Genomic DNA, 19,537 nt, shown 5'->3' on the forward strand with positions numbered 1-19,537 from the left:
GATCGCCGAGCCTGCCGCTGGTCCGGCTTCCGCGCCACACGCGTGGCGCGGAAGCCGGACCACCGCCCGGCGCCGCCTCGGCGCGGGCCGGTCACCAGTTCGGTGTAGCGCCCGGGATGTTCGGCGGGAGCTGCACCTTGCGGGGGTGCAGGACGTACGTGAGGCCGTCGGTGGAGGTCTGCCACACGCGTTCGAAGTTCTCGCGCGTGTAGACGTTCCGGACCTGCTCGTTCGTCTCCTTGTTCGGGTCGTTGACCACCGGGTCGCCGTCCTCGGTGAAGCCGACGACGGTCAGCAGGTGCCCGTCGGTCGCGTACCCGGCCTCCGGCATCTCCTCCTCGGCGAAGTTGACCGAGACCACGAGCGGGATCCCCGCCTCGACGAACTTCTCGGCCTCGGCGAGCGATCGCAGCCGCGTCACGAACGACTCCAGGCCGAACCGGTGCGCGTACGCCGTGTTGAACGGCCAGTTCCCCGCGCCCTCGTAGGCGTAGTCCCAGGAGTTGATCGCCGCGTAGGCCACCTGCGGGTCACCGGCCGGCGCCTCGATGTCCTCGAGCAGGCTCTCGGGGACCTCGTGCTTCCTTCCGTAGGAGTACATGACCATGGTGGTCGACGTCGGCGAGCACCACACCTGGCCGCCCCCGCCGAACTCCGGGTACTCGCCGATGTGCGTGAGCTGGCTGTACCCGGGAGCGTCGATCTCGACCGCGCCCTCCAGCGTGAACTCGCTGGTGCCCTCGTAGCGCCCGTCCGGCAGGTACTCGTTGGCCATCGTCGACACCGACGACAGCCGCGGCGTCACCGTCGCCCCGGCCGGCCGGTACAGGGTGACGCGGGTCTGGAACGCGGTGGGCTCGTGACCTGTCTTCGCCACGTAGGTGTCCGTGAACAGGTAGGCGTCGTCGTCGTGCTGGCCGTCGACCGAGGTGCGGTGGATGTCGCCGACGGAGCCGTTCTCCGGGGCGAACTCGGTGCCGCTCGCCCAGCGGCCCATGACGAACCATTTGGTCCACTCGCCGTCGTCCTTGCGGCCCCGGAACTCGACCTCGACCCACGTGCCGGTCGGGGTGGTGGCGTTCCACGAGGTGACCGACTCGTCGACGGGGTACCCCAGCTCGACCACCGGCGACGTCCAGGTGCCCGTCTCGTACTTGACCGGGGTGCCGTCGCCGTGCGGGTCCGTGTACTCCACGACGGGTCCGGCGTCGTGGATCCGGAGTGCGCCGCCCCTGCCGTGCCGCAGGTTCTCGCTCGTTCCCTCGCCGAGGCCCCTCGCTCCCGACCAGTGCGTCGTGGTGATCCGGTCGCCGTCGTCGGTGTCGTCGCCGTCGTCGCCCGGGTCGCCCTCCGGCTCGTGCAGCTCGACGTCGCCGGCGTCGACGAAGAACTGCCGGTGCGCCAGCCAGACCTGGTAGTAGCGCGTCTCGCCGAGCACGTCGGTGCGGTCGTCCGGGCCCGTGCCGTCGAAGGTCGTGGCCCGGTAGTAGTCGGTGACGACGTCGTCGTCGGAGACCGCGTAGCGCTGGCCGACGCCGATCTGGTATTCGAGGGCGCCGATCGTCTGCACCGGGACGTCAGGGTAGGGGTCGTACGCCTCCGGCTCCGGGTAGGCCCGGCCGTAGACGGGTGCGGGCTCGTCGCCCGCGACGGTGACGGTCTGCGCCGTGGTCGGCACGACGACGGGACGCGACGCCGGGTTGTGCAGCCACGCCTTCGCGCCCGCCCACCAGACGCCGAGCCATTCGCCGTCGACCTCGTCCACCACGAGCTTGTGACCGGACTGCACCCGGGCGCTGATGTCGCTCGCGTAGGTGCTGCCGTCCGCGCCGTCCGGCTTCCAGCCCGGGTCGCGGGCCAGCGGCGCGTCCGCCGTCGGCTCCTGGTGCAGGTACAGGAAGTTCGTCCCGGCGCCGTCCGCGCACGGCCCGCTCCCCGGTGACGCCTGGTCGCACCCGGTGACCTCCTGCGGGTTGTCGGCGTAGCCGGTTCGCACCTCGACGACGTCGCCCGGGGTGACGTCGGCCGTCGCCGCGCGGTCGCCGCCGATCGGGGCGCCGAGCAGCTCGAAGTAGTGGTCCCAGTCCCAGTAGGGGCCCGGGTCCCAGTGCACGTTCTGGGTGTATCCCTCGAGGATGCCGGGGATCTGGTCGTGGCCGATGACGTGCGCGCGGTCGAGCGGGATGCCGTACCGCTGGGCCAGGTACCTCACCAGCTCCGCCGACGACCGGTACATCGCCTCGGTGTACCAGCCGGCCGTGCCCGCGAAGCCCTCGTGCTCGATCCCGATCGAGTGCGTGTTCATGTACCAGTTGCCCGCGTGCCAGCCGATGTCCCCGTTGTCGACGTGGTGCGCGACGTGTCCGTCCTCGGACCGGATCGTGTAGTGCCAGCCCAGATACTCCGGGTCGAGCACCAGGTTCACGGAGCTCTGGTAGGAGCCCTCGGTGTCGTGGATGACGATGTAGTCCAGGCTCGGCCCGCCCGCTCCCGTGCGCTCGGCCTGGTCGTGGTTGCCGTAGGCGGTGGTGTCGCCGGGGGCGTCGGGGTCGTGCTTCTCGTACGGGGCGGGCAGCCATTCGCAGTCGACGGTGCCGGGGCAGTCGGGGTCGACGCCGGACGACACCGCGCCGCCGGACGCTGGATCCCCGGCGGCCTCTTCCTGTCCGGGAACGACGACGGACGGGTCGCCCTCCAGGATCACCGTCTCCCCGTCAGGGGTGACCTCACCCACGCCGGATCGGAGCACCTCGTAGACCTGATCGGTGAACGTTTCGGAGTCGTTCATGCGCGAGACGGCGACCTCCCACTCGGCGGCACCGGCGGCAGCCGGTGACCGTTGCGTCGTTCGATGTACCTCGCGCTCCGGACGGGGCAACGACTCGGGAGCCGCGACACCGTCGTCGACCGCCTGCGTCTGGTAGGACGCGAGCAGCGCCGCACCGGCGCAGAGGTTGATGCGCTCGTCGTTCTTGACCTCCGCGACCGGCACTCCGGCCAGCGACGCGGCCCGCGCCAGTTCGCTGCCGAACCCGACATCGGCGCCGAGAGAGGGTTCGCCGAGCGTGATGCCGGCGGCGTGCGGCGCACCGGCTGGCGCCCCGGCATGGTTCCCGGCGGCGAGGCCGGGCGCGGTCGCCGGATGGTCCGCGGGGAGGCCGTCGCGTGCGGCGGTGCGGTGGTCCGTGGCGGCGTTTCCCCTGGCGAGCGGGCTCGCGGGATAGCCGGTGGCGTCGAGGTTGAAGAGCCCGTACCCGCCGTCGACGCTGGGGCGGCCGCCGTGCTGGTCCCAGCGGGACTCCAGGTACGAAACGGCCTTGAGCAGGTTGACGGGGACTCCGGTGGACCCGGCCGCGGCGTCGAACGCCTCGTCCAGCGAACCGGCGGCGACGACGGCCGCACAGGCGACGTCCCTGTCGCCCGAGCTCTCCTCCGCGGCGGACGCCGCGGAGGACGGTGCGGCGAACGGTGCGGTGGTACCGGCGAGCGTGGCGGTCACGATCAATGCGGTGGTGCGTCGGCGGACATGTCTCACGAAACGTTCCCTCTCGTCGACCGGACAGGGCGAATCAGTCCGAGTGCATCAGATCGCGAAAAGAACCGCTACGAAAGGGGGAGAAGGAACCATCGGGTGACGCGGAGGGTCGCGACGTCTCAGCGACGCGAAGAAGAACTCAGGCCGCGAGGCGGACCACGGCCTGCGTCTTCATGAGCACCTTGGTGCCCTCGAAGGTGACCGTCAGGTCGACGCGAGCCGTGCCGGCCTCCGCGTCGACGGCGCCGATCTTGCCGCTGACCTCCACGACCGCCGCGCCGGCGGCGGGCACGGGGACGGGGCGGGAGAAGCGGGTCGCGTAGTCCACGACGGCACCGGGGTCACCGGCCCACTCGGTGACAAGGCCGGCGACGGAACCCATCGTCAGCATGCCGTGGGCGATGACACCGGGAAGCCCGACCCCCTCGGCGAACGCCTGGTCCCAGTGGATGCGGTTGAAGTCGCCGCTCGCACCGGCGTAGCGCACCAGGCGCGGCTGGTCGAACTCGATCGTGCGGGTACCGATGCCGTCCCCGACGGAGACGTCGGCGAGCCGCGGCCGCGCGGCCTGCGGCGGTTCGGTAGGGCTGATCCGCGCTGTCATGCGTCCTCCCCGCGGACGGCGAGCGTCGAGGTCACGGTGGCGACCGGCGTTCCCGGGCCGGCGGTCGCCGAGTCGCTCGCGGCCGCGAAGATCTCGCACCGCGTCGTGACCATCGAGAGCGGGCCGCGGCTCTTGACCGAGTCGACGTGCAGCACCGTCACGAGCTCGTCACCGGCGACGATCGGGCGGTGGTGCGTGAAGCGCTCATCGGCGTGCACCACGCGGGAGAAGTCGATCCCGGCCTCGGGATCGGAGACGTACTGGCCCTCGGCACGCTGCGCGATCACCACCGCGAAGGTGGGCGGCGCGACGAGGTCCGGATAGCCCAGACCCCGCGCGGCCACGAGGTCGTGGTGCGCGGGGTCGGTGGCGCCGACGGCGTCGGCGAACTCGCGGATCTTCTCGCGGCCTACGGAGTAGGGAGCGGTGGCCGGGTATTCACGGCCCTGGAAGTCGGGGTTCGCCACGTGACAGCTCCGTCGGTGGAATCCTGCTGTGGTGTCAGCGGGTCTCGCGGTGCGACGTGTGCTTGCCGCAGCGCGGGCAGAACTTCGCCATCTCGAGCCGGTCCGGGTTGTTCCGGCGGTTCTTCTTGGTGATGTAGTTCCGCTCCTTGCAGTCCACGCAGGCCATCGTGATCTTGGGGCGGACGTCAGCGCTCTTGCTGGCCATGGCTCTCACCTCTCGCGCCTCGACGGAGGCGCCATGTGTGCGGATGATGTGTTACGGATCCCACCCGGCAACCAGCGCCGGGTGGAGGCGGTAGCGAGGGCGGGGATCGAACCCGCGACCTCACGATTATGAGTCGTGCGCTCTGACCATCTGAGCTACCCCGCCGCACGTGACCGAACGCGAGGCCACCCCTCCGTATTCCGGTGGGCGACCCCGCGCCGATTCACAGAGCCCCGAAAGGGAATCGAACCCTTGACCTTCTCCTTACCATGGAGACGCTCTGCCGACTGAGCTATCGGGGCAGCGAGGAAGACTCTACATGCCCTCGGGCCTGGAGTGAAATCCAATCGGATGTGACATGAGCCGCTCCCTCTGCCACGCCCCCGGACACCCCCGCACCGCCCCCGGATGCCCACCCACGGACCGTCTCCGAGACGTGGTCCCAGGGCAGTGGCATCGAATCAACGTGCCCACCCACAAAGGGGTCCGGGGCAACGCCCCGGGGCGGGGCGTGGGGGCTCCGCCCCCACAAGAAATGACGAAGGCGGCGCCACTCTCCGTGGAGAGCAGACGCCGCCTGCCGTCGAGTGGCGGGTGAGGGATTCGAACCCCCGTAGGCTGTGCCAGCTGATTTACAGTCAGCCCCCTTTGGCCGCTCGGGTAACCCGCCGTGGTGCGGGAGCAACACTAACCCGTCCGGGGCCCGCACGGGAAATCGGATGTGGCGTCGCCGCCGGTGATCACCCTCACAGGGCCGGCGGGCCGCCGCACCCGCACCGCGCCCTATCGTGGCCGGGTGAGCACGACCGCTCCTGACGGGGCATCCACGAACCCGCACCGATCCGCCGGGGCGGACCGGCCGTCGTCGGACCTCACCGGCCGGGACGCGGAACGTGGTTCCGACCGCTGGGGCCTTCCCCTCGGTATCGCCGCCTTCCTGTTCTGGGGCGTCGGCATGCCCCTGTTCTTCCCGCTGCTGGAGCCTGCGGGCGCGATCGAGATCATCGCGCAGCGGATCCTGTGGAGCCTGGTCTTCTGCCTGCTGGCCCTGCTCGTGACGCGGACGCTGGGTGAGCTGCGGCCGATCCTCGCGAGCCCGCGCATGGTGGGAACCCTCGGGATCGCGTCGGCGCTGATCGTCGTGAACTGGACCGTCTACGTGTACGGCGTGCTGACCGATCGGGTGCTCGACGCCGCCCTCGGGTACTTCCTGAACCCGGTGGTGACGGTGCTGCTCGCGGTGGTGGTGCTCCGCGAGCGCCTCCGGCCCGCGCAGTGGGTGGCGGTGGGTCTGGGCCTCGCGGCGGTCGCGGTGATCGCGGCGGGGATGGGCGGGCTGCCGTGGATCGCCGTCTGCCTCGCGCTGTCGTTCTCGGTGTACGGGCTGGTGAAGAACCGGACCGGCCGGTCCGTGGGCGCGCTGCCGGGGCTGACCGTGGAGACGATGCTGGCGGCTCCGGTGGCCGCGGGATATCTGGTCTGGCTCGGTGCGGCGAACACGTTCGCGGATCACGGCGTCGGCCATGCGGCGCTGCTGGCCTCGGCGGGAATCATCACGGCGCTGCCGCTGCTGCTGTTCGGGGCGGCAGCGCGGCGGCTGCCGTTGTCGGTGATCGGTGCGCTGCAGTACCTCGGGCCGATGTTGCAGTTCCTCGTGGCGGTCCTGATCCTGGGCGAGGAGATGCCGCCGGCCCGCTGGGCGGGCTTCGCCCTGGTCTGGCTGGCGATCACGGTGCTGACGTGGGACGGCTTACGGGCGGCGCGCCGTAACCCGCATCCGCGCGGCCCGCACGGTGCCCGCGTCCGGTAGCTGGTCGGGTGGTCAGCCTTCCGCCAGGAGTTTCTCCAGGGCGACCGCCACGCCGTCCTCGTCGTTGGAGCCGACGACGTCGTCCGCGCCTGCCAGCACGTCCGGGTGCGCGTTGGCGACGGCGGCGCCCCGGCCGGCCCAGCGCAGCATCGGCAGGTCCACCGGCATGTCGCCGAACGCCCAGACGTCCCGCGCGGCGACTCCGAGGCGCGCGCACCAGCGTTCGAGCGTGGCGGACTTGGTCACCTCCAGCGGATTGAGCTCGGCGAGGCCGATGGCGCCGGAGTAGGCGAGGTTGGCCCTGCCGCGGGCGATCCGTCCGACGACGTCCTGCAGCGCGCCCGGCTCCGTGATCGGGGACTGCGCGATCAGTTTCAGGACCGGGTCCAGGCCGAGGGTCTGCTCCACGCGGACGGCGCGGTGGGCGGCCGTGACGCCGGGTTCGGCGAAGTTCGGTGAGGCCACGAAATCGGGGTCGTAGGCGGGGCCGCTGACCCGTTCGGCGACCATGGCGACGTCGGGCAGGGTGGTCCGGAGCTCGGCGACGAGCGAACCGACGACCTCGTCGACGAAGCCCCACGACTCGATCACCTCGCCACCGGCGAGGTCCCAGACCGCTCCCCCGCCGAAGCAGATCACGTGGCCGTGGCCGCCCACCAGGTCGGCCAGGTGTCCCAGGGCCCGTGCCGGGCGGGCCGTGACGAACACGACCTCGATGCCCTCGGCCTCCACGGCGGCGAGTGCCTCGCGGGACCGGTCGGACACGGTGCCGCCGGAACGCAGCAGGGTGCCGTCGAGATCGGTGGCGACGACGCGGGGCCGGTTCGGGGATGCGGGACGAGGAGGGATGGTCACTCCGCAACGGTACTGCGATGCCGAGGTCCCGAGGCCCGGCATCGGGGCCGGGTCGTGGCCGCCCGGGGCGCGGGCGCCGCGCACCGGGGTCGGACGCCGTCGTCGGACCCGCGTGGTCGCGACGGCCCCGGAATGCGTCGTTATTTTGCTTGTCAGCTCAAACACGGACGTATTCACTGGTACCTGGGGACCATGGAAATCGTCGGGCTTCCCGCATCCGCATGAAGGGTCCGCGATGCTGCGCTTCATCTTCACTCCGGAGGACCTGTCCCGGATCCGGCTCGCGCCGGGTCCCGACCCGTTGTGGGAAACGCTGCTGAGCGCCCACCTCGTGCAGGAGCTCGACGGCGCTCGCGTCTTCGGCCGCTGGCACCGGCACGTGGTGCCGGACCTGCCGCGCGCCGCTCTTCCCTATCTGGCGCTGACGCCGCCCGTGGGTTATTCGCCGGACTTCCTGACACCGGAGGGCGGCAGTACCGACTTCGCGGTGGGGGCGGAGAACATGCTGTACACGCCGCCGGTGCGGATCGCCGCGGAGCTCGGCGTCCTGGGGCGCAACCGGAAGATGCCGGGGTGGGTGCACGACCTGGCGGAGGGGTCGCCTCGCGCGCTGCGCAGCCTCCGGGCATCGATGGCGACGTTCCACGGACACGCCGTGGCGCCGGCCTGGCCCCGGGTACGGCGGGTCGTCGACGCGGACAGGTCAGCCCGGGCGCAGGTGCTGGCGGCGTCGGGCGTCGAGGCGGTCCTGTCGACGTTGCACCCGACGACGACGTGGGCCGACGGCGTGCTGACGGTGCACAGCCGGGTGATGAACCACGACATCCACCTCGCGGGACGAGGGCTGACCCTGGTCCCGTCGTACTTCTGCTGGCGGATGCCCATCACTCTCGTGAACCCCGAGCTGGCTCCCGTGCTCGTGTTCCCGGTGGCGCACGAACAGCATCTGACCGACGACCCGGCCGAGGGTGAGGGCGCGCTCGCCGCGCTGCTCGGGCGCACGCGGGCCAGGGCGCTGCGGGAGCTCGCCGGGTCGGCGTCGACCACGTTGCTGGCGCAGCGGATGGACATCTCGCCGGCGTCGGCGTCGGAGCACACGACCGTGCTGCGGCGTGCGGGCCTGGTGGCGTCGCAGCGCGACGGGCGGCGGGTGGTGCATGTCCTGACGGAGCTGGGGCAGGGGCTGCTGGAGGGGACGACGACGTAGGCGGGCTCGGGGTCTAGGTTCGGATGCATGAGGACGAGCGAGCCGCACACGCCGGAGACCCTGTTGCCCGATCCGGTGCACGTGACCGTCGGCGGCGCACGCATCGCGACCTACGTGCTGACGCCCGACCGGGAGACTCCCGTGGGGGATGTGGTGTTCTGTCACGGCACGCCGTGGTCGGCCCAGGTGTGGGCGGCGGCCGCGAGGCACCTCGGCAGCGGCCGCCAGGTGTTCCTGTGGGACATGCCCGGCTACGGCCGGTCGTCGCAGGACCCGGAGGTGCCTGTCGATCTGGCGTCTCAGATGTCCCGGTTCGCTGAGTTGCTGGCGCACTGGGGGCTGGAACGGCCGGACGTCGTCGCGCACGACATCGGAGGAGCCGTGGCGCTCGGCGCCCACCTGCTCCACGGCTCGGAGTACGCCGGGCTGTTCCTGTGGGACGTCGTCACGCTCGACCCGTGGGGGTCCCCCTTCTTCCGCCTCGTCGCCGAGCACACCGACGTGTTCACGCAGCTACCGGCCGCGCTTCACGCGGCCCTGGTCAGGGAGTACATCGCCGGTGCCGCCCACGGCGAACTGACGGCGGGCAGCCTCGACGTGCTGAGCGAGCCGTGGCTCGGCTCGCGGGGCCAGGAGGCCTTCTACCGCCAGATCTCCGCGCTCCGGCCCGAGCACACCCGGGCGGTCGTGGCACGGCTGGGGCAGGTGCGCTGCCCGGTCGCGATCGGCTGGGGCGCGCAGGACCCGTGGATCCCCGTGGAACAGGCGGCACGGCTCCAGGAACTCCTGCCCGGGAACCCCCCGGTGCATCTGCTGGACGACGTCGGCCACCTCGCGCCGATCGAAGCACCGTCGCGCGTGTTCCGAGCGCTCGGCGACTGGCTCGCCGGATCCGGGTCAGGTGGCGGTTGACAGTGTGCCGACCACACGGTCTTGACTTGACAGACCGGTGTTGCCCGCCGGCCTGAGCATCCAGCACCCCTGGAGCTGAACGGAAGGTTGCACCATGACCGCACAGAGAAACCGAGTCGCCGTCGTCACCGGTGCGGGAAGCGATCAGGGAATCGGGTTCGCGGCAGCCCGCCTTCTCGGCGCCGGCGGAAATGATGTCGTGATCACCTCCACGACGGATCGCATCTTCACGCGGGTCGAAGAACTGCGCGCCGCCGGTATCCGGGCGGAAGGGGTTGTCGCCGACCTCACCGACCAGGCCGGTGTGGACGCCGTCCTCGCCTGCGCCACAGACTCGTTCGGCGGCGTGGACATCCTCGTCAACAACGCCGGGATGACTGCGGTGTCCGACTCGTACGCCTCCGGCGGGACCGGCAGCGGCTTCCTCGACCACTGGCATGCCTCGCTCGACCGAAACCTCACCACGACGTTCCTGATGACCCGCGCGGTGACGGGCCCCATGCAGGCCGCCGGCTACGGCCGCATCGTCAACGTGTCATCGGTGTCCGGGCCCGTCGCCGCGTACGGCGGCGACGTCGCCTACCACGCGGCGAAGGCCGGCATCGTCGGGCTGACGCGCGCGACGGCGATCGACACGGCCGCGGCGGGCATCACGGTGAACGCCGTCGCTCCAGGGTGGATCGACACCGCATCCGCCTCCCCTCACGAGCGCGTGATGGGCGCGGCCACACCCGTCGGGCGGTCCGGCACCGGGGACGAGGTGGCACACGTGATAGCACTTCTCGCTGGTGAAGGCGCGTCGTACATCACGGGGCAGGTCATCACCGTCGACGGAGGAAACTCGATCGCCGAGGAGCGTGGGCGCTGAAGCCCTCGGTGAAGCCGCCACTTGGAGCGCGCGATCTCAGCGAACCGACTTGCGGACTCCCTGCGGACCGAAGGGCCAAAGATAGCCTTTGAACAGCACCGTCACCGATAGTTGGTGAACTGCAGCGCCACGTCCAGGTCGGCGCCCTTGAGGAGGGCGATGACCTCTTGGAGCTGGTCGCGGGACTTCGACGTGACCCGGACCTCGTCGCCGGTGACCTGGGTCTTGACGCCCTTGGGGCCCTCGTCGCGGATGATCTTGGTGATCTTCTTCGCGTTCTCGCCCGCCAGCCCTTCCTTGAGCGAGCCCACGAGCCGGTACTCCTTGCCGGACGCCTGCGGTTCCTTGTCGCCCGTGTCGAACGCCTTGAGCGACACCCCGCGCTTGATGAGCTTCGTCTGGAACACGTCGAGCATGGCGAGCACGCGCTCGGCGGAGTTCGCGACCATGACGATGTTGTCCTGGCCGCTCCACGTGATCGACGCGCCCACGCCCCGGAAGTCGTACCGCTGCGAGACCTCCTTGGACGCCTGGTTGAGGGCGTTGTCGACCTCCTGGCGGTCCACCTTGCTGACGATGTCGAACGACGAGTCGGCCACGACCGTGCTCCTTCTTCCTGGTGCGATCAGATCCTGGGTCAACCGTAGTCCTTCGCTACAGTGGCGAAGCATGTTCCGGAGTCTCGACCTGGCCACCTGGCGGCGGCGCACCGAGTGGCCTCTCGTCACGGTCGCCGTGCTCTTCCTGATCGCCTACGGCCTGCCGATCGCGTTCGACGGCGTGCCCCCGCTCGTGAAGACAGCCTGCGGCACCTTCATGACGGTCGCGTGGCTGGTGTTCGCCGGCGACTACATGGTGCGGCTCCACCTGTCCGGGTACTCGTGGGAGTTCGTCCGGAGGAACTGGATCGACCTGCTGGTCGTCGTCCTGCCCCTGCTGCGACCGCTCCGGCTCCTCCTGCTGATCAAGGTGATCCAGCGGTTCAGCCGCACCGGCGTGCAGCGGCTCCGCGGCCGGGTCGTCACCTACGCCACGGGCGGCACCGCGCTGCTGATCCTCACCAGCGCCCTCGCGATCACGGACACCGAGCGCAACGTGGAGGGCTCGAACATCACGAACCTCGGTGAGGGGTTCTGGTGGGCGATCGTGACGATGACCACCGTGGGTTACGGCGACTTCTATCCCGTCACGGTCACGGGCCGGTTCATCGCCGCCGGCCTGATGGTGGGCGGCATCGCCCTGCTCGGTGTGGTCACGGCGACGCTCGCCTCGTGGATGGTGCAGACCGTCGAGGAGGCCAACGAGCAGGAGGAGGCGGCCACCCGCAACCAGGTCGACGTGCTGGCCGAGGAGGTCCGCAGGCTCCGCGCCGAGAGGGCGGAGGAGGTCCGCACGCTCCGCGCGGAACTCGCGGAGGCCCGCAGCCGCCTCGGTGCCGACGGCGCCGACTCCCGGCGGTTCGCGCAGGAGGAGAGCTGAGCCAGGGACGCGAGCGCCGGCGTCGAGCCCGCGCGCGGCTCCACCCGAGACCGGACGCCGCCCGTCGGGCCGGGAACCGTCGCCCTCAGAACCCGCCGAAGCCGCCGGGGCCGTACTGGCTCCCGTAGCCGCCGCCCGGGCCGCCGGCCATCTGCTCGAGGCGGGCGATCCGGTCCGCCATCGGCGGGTGCGTGGCGAACAGGCGCGCCATCCCGGCGCCGCGGAACGGGTTCGCGATCATCACGTGCGAGACGTTCGTCAGCTCACGGTCCTGCGGCAGCGGCGCGAGCTGCGTCCCGCGCTCCAGCTTCCGCAGGGCGGAGGCGAGCGCGAGCGGGTCGCCGGTGAGCTTGGCTCCGTCCTCGTCGGCGTCGTACTCGCGCGTGCGGGAGATGGCGAACTGGATCATCGTCGCCGCGATGGGCGCGAGCAGCGCCGTCGCCAGTGCGGCGAGCGGGTTCCCGCCCTCACGGCTCCCGCCGAACCACATCAGCATGGTGGCCACCGAGGTGATCACGCCGGCCATCGCCGACGCCACCGACGACGTGAGGATGTCGCGGTTGTACACGTGCATCAGCTCGTGCCCCAGCACGCCGCGCAGCTCACGCTCGTCGAGCAGGCTGAGGATGCCCTCGGTGCAGCACACGGCCGCGTTGGCCGGGTTGCGGCCCGTGGCGAACGCGTTGGGCGCCTTGGTGGGCGAGATGTACAGCCGCGGCATGGGCTTGCGGGCCTGGGTCGACAGCTCGCGCACGATCCGGTGCATCTCCGGTGCCTGCAGCTCCGTGACCGGATAGGCGTGCATGGCGCGGATCGCGAGCTTGTCGGAGTTCCAGTAGCTGTACGCCGTCGTCCCGAGACCGATGAGAACGAAGATCCACATCCAGCCCTGCCGCCCGCCCATCAGGAGCCAGATCCCGAGGAGCACAGCCCACATCGCGCCGAACATGGCGGCGGTCTTCAGACCGTTGTTGTGCCGGTGCATCGCCACTTCCTTTCCACCCACACGGCTGAACGGCTCGCCGTGGCGAACGGTTCCCGGTGTACGGTCGCACGCCGTCATGGGCGACGCCGGAGCACGTTCGCGGCGGTTTCGCGAGCCCTCTTCCGCAACCGCGGATGAGGGCAGCCTCGGTCGCTCGGTAGAATCGCTCCTGGCCTTCGATTGTGTACAGTCCCTCGACCGGAAGGCGCCTCTTCGTGAGCACCCGACCTTTGCGCGTCGCCGTCGTCGGTGCCGGACCCGCCGGCATCTACGCGAGCGACATCCTGTCCAAGACCGACCTCGACGTCTCGATCGACCTGTTCGAGCGCCTCCCGGCGCCGTTCGGGCTGGTCAGGTATGGCGTCGCGCCGGACCACCCGCGCATCAAGCAGATCATCGTGGCGCTTCACAAAGTCCTCTCCCGCGGTGACATCCGCCTGCTGGCGAACGTGGACTTCGGCACGGACGTCAAGCTCGAGGACCTGCGGCAGTTCTACGACGCCGTGATCTTCTCGACCGGCGCCATCAAGGACGCCCAACTCGACATCCCGGGCATCGACCTGGACGGCTCCTACGGGGCCGCGGACTTCGTGTCCTGGTACGACGGCCACCCTGACGTGCCCCGCACCTGGCCGCTCGACGCGCGCGAGATCGCCGTCGTCGGCGCGGGTAACGTCGCGCTGGACGTGGCGCGCATGCTCGCGAAGCACCCCAAGGACCTGCTGCCCACCGAGGTCCCGGCCAACGTGTACGAGGGCCTGCAGGCCTCGCCGGTGACGGACGTGCACGTGTTCGCCCGCCGCGGTCCGGCGCAGGTGAAGTTCTCGCCGCTGGAGCTGCGCGAGCTGGGCCACGTCCCGGACGTGGACATCATCGTCTACCCGGAGGACTACGACTTCGACGAGGGCTCCGAGTCCGCGATCAACTCGTCGAACCAGACCAAGCAGGTCGTCAAGACGCTCACCGACTGGGCCCTCGACGAACCGGAGACCAAGACGGCCTCCCGCCGCATCCACCTGCACTTCCTGCACCAGCCCGTCGAGGTGCTCGGCGAGGACGGGAAGGTCACGGGCTTCCGCACGGAGCGCACCGCGCTGCAGGGCGACGGCACCGTCAAGGGCACGGGCGAGTTCCACGAGTTCCCGGTGCAGGCCGTCTACCGGGCGGTCGGCTACTTCGGGTCGCCGCTCAGCGAGATCCCGTTCGACGACCACAAGGGTGTCATCTCCAACCGCGAGGGCCGCGTGGTCGACATGGACGGCGAGCACGTGCCCGGCGTCTACGCCACCGGCTGGATCAAGCGCGGCCCGGTGGGCCTGATCGGCCACACCAAGTCCGACGCGTCCGAGACCGTGAAGCACCTGGTCGAGGACGTGGTCGGGGTGGCCGACGGCGCCGACGTGTCCCAGGGCGACCTGGACGGCGGCCGCACCGCCCCGCAGGGCGGCCCCGAGGCCATCACGGCGTTCCTCGCGGACAAGGGCGTGCAGGTCATCGAGTGGTCCGGCTGGGAACTGCTCGACGCGCACGAGCGCGCGCTCGGCGAGGCCGAGGGCCGCGAGCGGGTCAAGGTCGTCCCCCGCGAGGAGATGATCACGATCAGCCAGGGCGCGCGGCAGGCCTGAGCGGTACGACGACGGCCGGGTCCGCCTTCCGCGGGGAGGTGGACCCGGCCGTCGTCGTACCCGGGTGTCGTCGTGCCCTCGCCGTGCCCGCGTCGTCCCTGGGCTCCACCACCCACCGGCGGGTTCAGTCGGGACGGCGGTCCGCCAGGAGGGTCAGCGTCGTGTACGGCATCGTGACGGTGCCGCCCAGGGCGTCGATCACCTTCGCGTTGCCGTCCAGGACGCGGGACAGCGCACGCGGGGAGAGCCGTTCGTGCCAGGCCAGCGTCGGCACCTGGTCGACCCACGCGTCGCGGGTGAACTCCACCAGCCAGGGGATGTCGTGCCGGCGCACCGTGCCGAACGCGCGGGACCCCCAGATGCCGGCGACGGCGGCCCCGGCGAGCTTCTCGTAGCCCGCCAGCGGCGACCGCTCCCAGGGGAGGACGTCCAGCCCCAGGTCGACCCCGCGGTAGACCTCCGCGAGCGCCGCCGCCACCGGCGGCTCCGGCAGGCAGATGTTCCAGAAGACGGCGAGGCGCCCGCCGGGCCGGAGCACCTGGGCGGCCGTGACGGCGCCCGCGCGCTGTTTCACCCAGTGCCATGCCTGCCCGGAGACGACGACGTCGTACCGCTGCCGGGCCGGGTAGCGGTGGTCGAAGGGGCGGCTCTCGACCGGGAACCCAGCGCGCCGCGCGAGGGCGGCCATGCGCTCGTCGGGCTCGACGCCGGTCACCTCGCAGCCCGCGTCACGGAACAGCGACGCGGCGGAGCCGGTGCCGATCCCGACGTCGAGGACGTCAGGGGCACCGGTTCCGCCGCGATTCTCGAGGACGACGTCGGCCAGCGCGGCCGGGTAGCCGGGACGTGTGCGGTCGTAGCGCTCCGCGTCCTCGCCGAACGAGACGGCGATCTCACGCAGCGGACGCCGTCGGCCGGTCATGGGTGCCGGTCAGCCCTGCCAGTCGCCCGTGAGTTCGAGCGACTGGTCGACCTGCGAGACGAAGTCCTGCGTCATGATCGACTCCACGCCGGAGAGCTGGATCAGCGAGGGCGCGCCCTGGCTGTCGGTGATGCCCCAGACCACGGCCACGTAGGTGTCCTCACCGGACTGGTAGGTGTACGAGGTGTTCGCCCGCTCGCCGTCCGTGCGCAGCGTGTTGATCGGCGCGAAGTTGTCGTCGGTCGATCCGCTGCCCTCGACCTGGCTGATGAACCAGTCCACCGACTCCTGCGCGCCCATCGCCTTGCCGCCGGGCATGAAGGCGATCCGGCCCGCGACACCACCCTGGTCGTTCGGCTTCTGGTGGATGAACTTCCACGGGTCCTCGTCGGCGGAGGACCCCCAGTCGGTGGGGACCTGCGCCGTGATGTGCGACGCCTGGATCGTCTGCAGGCTCCCCGCGGCCGTGTCGCCTCCCGCCGTGCTCTCGTCGGTCGTGCCGCCGTCCGTGGTCGTGCCGCCGTCCGTGGTCTCGGGACCGGCCGAGGCCGAGTCACCGCCGATCTCCTCCAGCTCACCCGCCGAGAACGAGCAGGCGGACAGGGTCGACGCGAGCACCCCGGCCGCCAGGGCGGCCAGCAGGGAACGTCGGGTTCGCATGAAAATCACTTCTTCCTCTTCGGGCTACTTCTCGAACAATCGCGCGCCGAACCAGTCGAAACGCGGCCGCCAGCCGTTGTTGCGCAGGACGGTGAAGACCGGGACCTTGGCGTCGGCCGGCTTGAGCACGACACCGCCCTCCCAGGACGTGCGCGTGCCGAGCGAGCTCCGGGTGGTGACCTGGCCGTCGGCTCCCTCGACGAACGTCGCGGACTGCTGGCCGGCGGTCTTGCCGCGTTTCCAGGTCCAGTTCCCCTGGACGAACCCGCCCCCCGGGCTGATCGCCGCCTGGACCGATGCCGACCCGGAGTACTCGACGAACTTGTAGTGCCCGGTCGCGGGGTCCAGGTCGACCTCCATGCGCCAGGCGTACGCCTGCCTGCCCTTGACGAACAGGGTCTGCCAGCGCACCTCCTCGACCTTCCAGCGCACCTCGACGCGAGCCCCGTGCGCCGTCCGTGAGGCCTCGATGAGGTACGGCAGCCCGTCGCTGTTCATGCCCAGGAGGTCGGCCACCACACGGTCGACCGGCGTCGGGGCGGCCATCGAGGCGACGGCCGCCTCCGGCACCTGCGCCTTCTCCCGGGCGGAGGCGACGGCCTTCATGCCGCGCCGCATCGTCCACATCCCGCGAGCGAAGGCCAGGAGGCCGACGACGACGAGCAGAACGATGCCCCACGCCGTGTTCCCGGTCAGGAACGCCCCGACCGCCACCGCCGCCAGGACGAACCCGAGGACGAGGACGACGACTCGGCTGACGACGGCGAACCGGGCGGCGTCGTCCTGCTCCGTCACCGGTCTGCCAGTTGGACGCTGTCCTGGATCTCGCGGACCTGGGGCCAGATCTCGGCAGCCTGCGGGCCCGCGCACGTGCCGGTGACCTCGACCAGGTCACGAACACCGTCGTGCTCCACCACCGCGATCCGCAGCGCCTGCGCGATCGTGCCGGTCTGCTCGGTGGTCCACGCCCCTTCGATCCGCACGGCGGGCAGTCCGTTGAACGTCGTGTTCATCCGGCCCACCTCCTCGTACCCCGGCGTCTCCTGGAACTTCTGCACCGCCTGCTCGATCACGGCCTCGACGGTCTGGTTCGGTGCCATCCGCTGAATCACCACGACGACGTTCGGGCGGAACTCGCCCTCGGGACGGTCCTGGATGATGGCCATCTGCGCCTGCGGCACCAAATGCGTGACCCAGCCCTCGGGGCAGTCCATGACCACGGCAGGGAAACCCGGAAAGGTCTCGCTGGGGTAGGTGACTGTGCTCATGTCTTCATCCAATCAGGTTGTCCGCGGTCATGTCAGAGGCTCCCGAGGAAGTCGCCGGCGCCGTCGATGAAGTCGCCGCCGACGTCGGTGATCGCGTCGACAGTCTCGGCGGGCGACCAGTTGACCTCGAAGTCGACGCCGGCACCGATCCCGAAGGCCGCGCCGACGTCCATGCTCACCCCGACGTTGTCCCAGCCGATGTTCGCGTCGACGTCGGCGTTCGCGCCGATTCCGGCGTACACGGTGCCTCCGACGTCGGCCCCGACACCGGCGACGTTGACGCCGACGTCGGCCCCGGCCTCCGCACCGGCGAAGGCGTCGAAGCCGGCACTCGCGCCGATGCCGTGCGGACCGACGGACACGCCACCGTCGATCTCGGCACGCGCGCCGACCATCGCCGCCGCCGACCCCTCGGCGGAGACGTGGTCACCGTATCCGACCTGGCCCTCGGCGCTGGCGCCCACACCGACGTTCCCACCGACCTGGCCCTCGGCCACCAAACCGTTCTCCGAGAGGCTGACCTCGCCGGACGCGTCGTACCCGGCGCCGGCCTGCACGCCGGCCGAGCCCGCACCGTGGAATCCGTCCTCGCTCCCGAAGTCGTCCTCCACGCCGTTCTCGTAGCCGACGAACCCGCCGGTCTCACCCTCGGCGAGCGTGTGGGAGATGTTTCCCCCCTCGGAGGCCGTCACCTGCGACTCGTCGTGCTGGGTCGTGACACCGTCCTCGGTGGTGGTGTGCGCCTCGGATGCCCACTCCCTGCCGTCGTGGGTGTTGCGGGACCAGTCGTACCAGTCGTCGCTGTTCTCGGCGCCCGGGCTGGCCCCCGGCGAGGTCAGCGGATTCCCGCCGTCGTCCTCGGACGCGGCGCCTCCGGCACCGCCACCGGCACCCGCACCGACGCCCGCGCCCGCGCCGACGCCCGCACCGCCCCCACCGGCCAGGTCGTCCGACGTCTCCTGCTGATCATCGGCGTTCTCGCGCACCGTCGATGCGACATCGTGCAGAGCGGCCGCCGTCTCGCGCAGCCGAACCGCATGCACGTCGGTCCACTCCGCGCGGAACTCCTCACCGTCCGGACCGCTCCACCCCTCGATGTCGGGCATCACCGACTCGACGACGTTGACGACGCCGGTGAGCACTTCACCGCCCTGGGCAACTCGGTCGGCGAATGACCGCAGCGCCTCGATGTCGGCGCCGTAAAGCCCTCCGCTCATGGTTTCTCCTTTGGTTCCCTCCGCGCCCCGGCGGTGGAGCTCGTCATTCGGTCGACACGGCCGTGCGAGGCCGCCGCATTCCGCTGTCGCTCAACCCTCGCCGCTCCGGTCTGCCGCGAGGCGCACCTCGGGCTCAGAGCGAGCTCGAGGTGCCTTCCTGCTCCGCGGCGTTGGCCTCCGCGGTCCCGGCGAAGTTCTCGAGCGCCGCGGCGATCTCGTTCAGTTTCGAGGCATGGGTGTTGGTCCACTCCTCCTCGAACTGATCCGCGTCCGGACCCATCCACTCGGTCTCGCCGAGCTGCGCGGTGATGTCCTGAACCGTCGACCGGACCTCCTCGGCCTGTTGGCGCAGGACGTTCGCCATCTCGCGGACCGCCTCGATGTCGAGGCCGAGCATGTCTCCAGTCATGTCCCTCTCCTTCGCTCCGGGCCGCCCCTGAGTCGCGCGGCCTCGCCTGGATCACCACGACGCGCCCATCCGGACCGTGCCGGATGGTCTCCGGTCGTGCACCCCGTGACGCGCGATGGGTGCGGCACCGGTCCGGTACCGCACCCATCGAGTTCACGCCGCGAGGACGAACGCGTCAGAGCGCGTTCGAGGTGCCCTCCTGCTCGCTGGCGTTGCGCTCGGCGGTCTGGCCGTGCTCCACGAGACGCTCGGCGATCTGGTTCAGCTGCGTGAAGAGCTCGCCGTCCCACTGCTCCTCGTACTGGGAGGCGTCCGAGCCGTTCCACTCGGTCTGCTGCATCTGGGCGTTGACCTGCTCACCGGCCTGCTTGATCTGGTCAGCCGACTGCTGCAGAACCTGCGACAGCTGCCGGACTGCCTCGACATCGAGACCCGAGACGTTCTGAGCGCTGTGCTGAAGCGGCATGTGTTACTCCTTCGTCTGTGGCCGCCCCTGCCGGGCGACCTCC

20 protein-coding genes and 3 tRNA genes are annotated in these 19,537 nt (G+C 70.8%); 6 read left to right on the top strand and 17 right to left on the bottom strand.

The features are described 5' to 3' along the window. Positions 1-91: 91 nt before the first annotated feature. The 7 genes from EDD34_RS17805 to EDD34_RS17835 all read right to left on the bottom strand — a co-directional run bounded on the left by EDD34_RS17805 (position 92) and on the right by EDD34_RS17835 (position 5,481). Entirely contained in the window at positions 92-3,535 is a 3,444-nt protein-coding gene (locus tag EDD34_RS17805) for an N-acetylmuramoyl-L-alanine amidase (protein ID WP_123815759.1), read from the bottom strand. A 139-nt stretch (positions 3,536-3,674) separates the two neighbouring features. Further along, on the bottom strand, positions 3,675-4,139 hold the full coding sequence (locus EDD34_RS17810; RefSeq protein ID WP_123815760.1) for a MaoC/PaaZ C-terminal domain-containing protein: 465 nt from the start codon (positions 4,137-4,139) through the stop codon (positions 3,675-3,677). Further along, positions 4,136-4,606 (bottom strand): FAS1-like dehydratase domain-containing protein, encoded by a 471-nt coding sequence (locus EDD34_RS17815; RefSeq protein ID WP_123815761.1) that lies wholly within the window; start codon positions 4,604-4,606, stop codon positions 4,136-4,138. Before EDD34_RS17815 ends, EDD34_RS17810 begins: the two co-directional genes overlap by 4 nt. A 34-nt stretch (positions 4,607-4,640) precedes the next feature. Next, positions 4,641-4,811, bottom strand: a complete 171-nt coding sequence (rpmG, locus tag EDD34_RS17820) for a 50S ribosomal protein L33 (protein ID WP_123815762.1) — start codon at positions 4,809-4,811, stop codon at positions 4,641-4,643. Between the two features lie 91 nt (positions 4,812-4,902). After that, a tRNA-Met gene (locus EDD34_RS17825) sits at positions 4,903-4,976 on the bottom strand. Between the two features lie 64 nt (positions 4,977-5,040). Then, a tRNA-Thr gene (locus EDD34_RS17830) sits at positions 5,041-5,113 on the bottom strand. A 286-nt stretch (positions 5,114-5,399) separates the two neighbouring features. Next, positions 5,400-5,481 (bottom strand) — tRNA-Tyr (locus EDD34_RS17835). A 126-nt stretch (positions 5,482-5,607) separates the two neighbouring features. Here EDD34_RS17835 and rarD point away from each other — a divergent pair. Beyond that, complete coding sequence (gene rarD / locus EDD34_RS17840; protein WP_123815763.1) at positions 5,608-6,621, top strand: EamA family transporter RarD; 1,014 nt, start codon at positions 5,608-5,610, stop codon at positions 6,619-6,621. A gap of 12 nt (positions 6,622-6,633) precedes the next feature. Here rarD and EDD34_RS17845 read toward each other — a convergent pair whose 3' ends face one another. Next, the gene (locus tag EDD34_RS17845) at positions 6,634-7,476 is read right to left on the bottom strand and encodes an HAD family hydrolase (RefSeq protein ID WP_246012546.1); all 843 of its coding nucleotides are present in this window, start codon (positions 7,474-7,476) and stop codon (positions 6,634-6,636) included. A 235-nt stretch (positions 7,477-7,711) separates the two neighbouring features. Here EDD34_RS17845 and EDD34_RS17850 point away from each other — a divergent pair, with 235 nt between their 5' ends. The 3 genes from EDD34_RS17850 to EDD34_RS17860 all read left to right on the top strand — a co-directional run bounded on the left by EDD34_RS17850 (position 7,712) and on the right by EDD34_RS17860 (position 10,463). Beyond that, positions 7,712-8,683 carry an ArsR/SmtB family transcription factor gene (locus EDD34_RS17850; protein ID WP_170177117.1) on the top strand — a complete coding sequence of 324 codons (972 nt, stop codon included), beginning with the start codon at positions 7,712-7,714 and terminating at the stop codon, positions 8,681-8,683. Between the two features lie 27 nt (positions 8,684-8,710). Then, a complete protein-coding gene (locus EDD34_RS17855; protein ID WP_123815766.1) occupies positions 8,711-9,595 on the top strand; it encodes an alpha/beta fold hydrolase in 885 nt (294 codons plus the stop codon). Positions 9,596-9,689: 94 nt separating this feature from the next. After that, complete coding sequence (locus tag EDD34_RS17860) at positions 9,690-10,463, top strand: SDR family NAD(P)-dependent oxidoreductase (RefSeq protein ID WP_123815767.1); 774 nt, start codon at positions 9,690-9,692, stop codon at positions 10,461-10,463. A gap of 101 nt (positions 10,464-10,564) precedes the next feature. Here the strand turns inward: EDD34_RS17860 and EDD34_RS17865 are convergent, their stop codons facing one another. Continuing rightward, positions 10,565-11,062, bottom strand: coding sequence for a YajQ family cyclic di-GMP-binding protein (locus EDD34_RS17865; RefSeq protein ID WP_246012547.1), 498 nt, complete (start codon positions 11,060-11,062; stop codon positions 10,565-10,567). A gap of 70 nt (positions 11,063-11,132) precedes the next feature. Between EDD34_RS17865 and EDD34_RS17870 the strand changes: the two genes are divergently transcribed. Further along, on the top strand, positions 11,133-11,942 hold the full coding sequence (locus EDD34_RS17870) for an ion channel (RefSeq protein ID WP_123815769.1): 810 nt from the start codon (positions 11,133-11,135) through the stop codon (positions 11,940-11,942). Positions 11,943-12,027: 85 nt separating this feature from the next. On the opposite strand, the gene htpX is transcribed toward EDD34_RS17870, so the two are convergent. Next, on the bottom strand, positions 12,028-12,927 hold the full coding sequence (htpX, locus tag EDD34_RS17875; RefSeq protein WP_123815770.1) for a zinc metalloprotease HtpX: 900 nt from the start codon (positions 12,925-12,927) through the stop codon (positions 12,028-12,030). Between the two features lie 215 nt (positions 12,928-13,142). Here htpX and EDD34_RS17880 point away from each other — a divergent pair, with 215 nt between their 5' ends. Next, complete coding sequence (locus EDD34_RS17880) at positions 13,143-14,552, top strand: FAD-dependent oxidoreductase (RefSeq protein WP_123815771.1); 1,410 nt, start codon at positions 13,143-13,145, stop codon at positions 14,550-14,552. A 124-nt stretch (positions 14,553-14,676) separates the two neighbouring features. Here EDD34_RS17880 and EDD34_RS17885 read toward each other — a convergent pair whose 3' ends face one another. From EDD34_RS17885 to EDD34_RS17920, 7 genes are all read right to left on the bottom strand, one after another. Then, the gene (locus EDD34_RS17885) at positions 14,677-15,474 is read right to left on the bottom strand and encodes a class I SAM-dependent methyltransferase (RefSeq protein ID WP_123815772.1); all 798 of its coding nucleotides are present in this window, start codon (positions 15,472-15,474) and stop codon (positions 14,677-14,679) included. Positions 15,475-15,483: 9 nt separating this feature from the next. Beyond that, complete coding sequence (locus tag EDD34_RS17890; RefSeq protein ID WP_123815773.1) at positions 15,484-16,134, bottom strand: hypothetical protein; 651 nt, start codon at positions 16,132-16,134, stop codon at positions 15,484-15,486. 24 nt (positions 16,135-16,158) lie between these two features. Beyond that, positions 16,159-16,929 carry a hypothetical protein gene (locus EDD34_RS17895; protein WP_123815774.1) on the bottom strand — a complete coding sequence of 257 codons (771 nt, stop codon included), beginning with the start codon at positions 16,927-16,929 and terminating at the stop codon, positions 16,159-16,161. After that, positions 16,926-17,402, bottom strand: a complete 477-nt coding sequence (locus EDD34_RS17900; RefSeq protein ID WP_123815775.1) for an LpqN/LpqT family lipoprotein — start codon at positions 17,400-17,402, stop codon at positions 16,926-16,928. The genes EDD34_RS17895 and EDD34_RS17900 overlap by 4 nt, the downstream gene beginning before the upstream one ends. A gap of 32 nt (positions 17,403-17,434) precedes the next feature. Next, positions 17,435-18,619 carry a WXG100 family type VII secretion target gene (locus tag EDD34_RS20770; protein WP_170177118.1) on the bottom strand — a complete coding sequence of 395 codons (1,185 nt, stop codon included), beginning with the start codon at positions 18,617-18,619 and terminating at the stop codon, positions 17,435-17,437. A 133-nt stretch (positions 18,620-18,752) separates the two neighbouring features. Then, the gene (locus EDD34_RS17915; RefSeq protein ID WP_123815778.1) at positions 18,753-19,028 is read right to left on the bottom strand and encodes a hypothetical protein; all 276 of its coding nucleotides are present in this window, start codon (positions 19,026-19,028) and stop codon (positions 18,753-18,755) included. A gap of 175 nt (positions 19,029-19,203) precedes the next feature. After that, the gene (locus tag EDD34_RS17920; protein ID WP_123815779.1) at positions 19,204-19,494 is read right to left on the bottom strand and encodes a WXG100 family type VII secretion target; all 291 of its coding nucleotides are present in this window, start codon (positions 19,492-19,494) and stop codon (positions 19,204-19,206) included. Between the last annotated feature and the right edge of the window lie 43 nt (positions 19,495-19,537).

The sequence above is a fragment of the Myceligenerans xiligouense genome (genome assembly GCF_003814695.1).
In the GTDB taxonomy this organism is placed as follows: Bacteria; Actinomycetota; Actinomycetes; order Actinomycetales; family Cellulomonadaceae; genus Myceligenerans; species Myceligenerans xiligouense.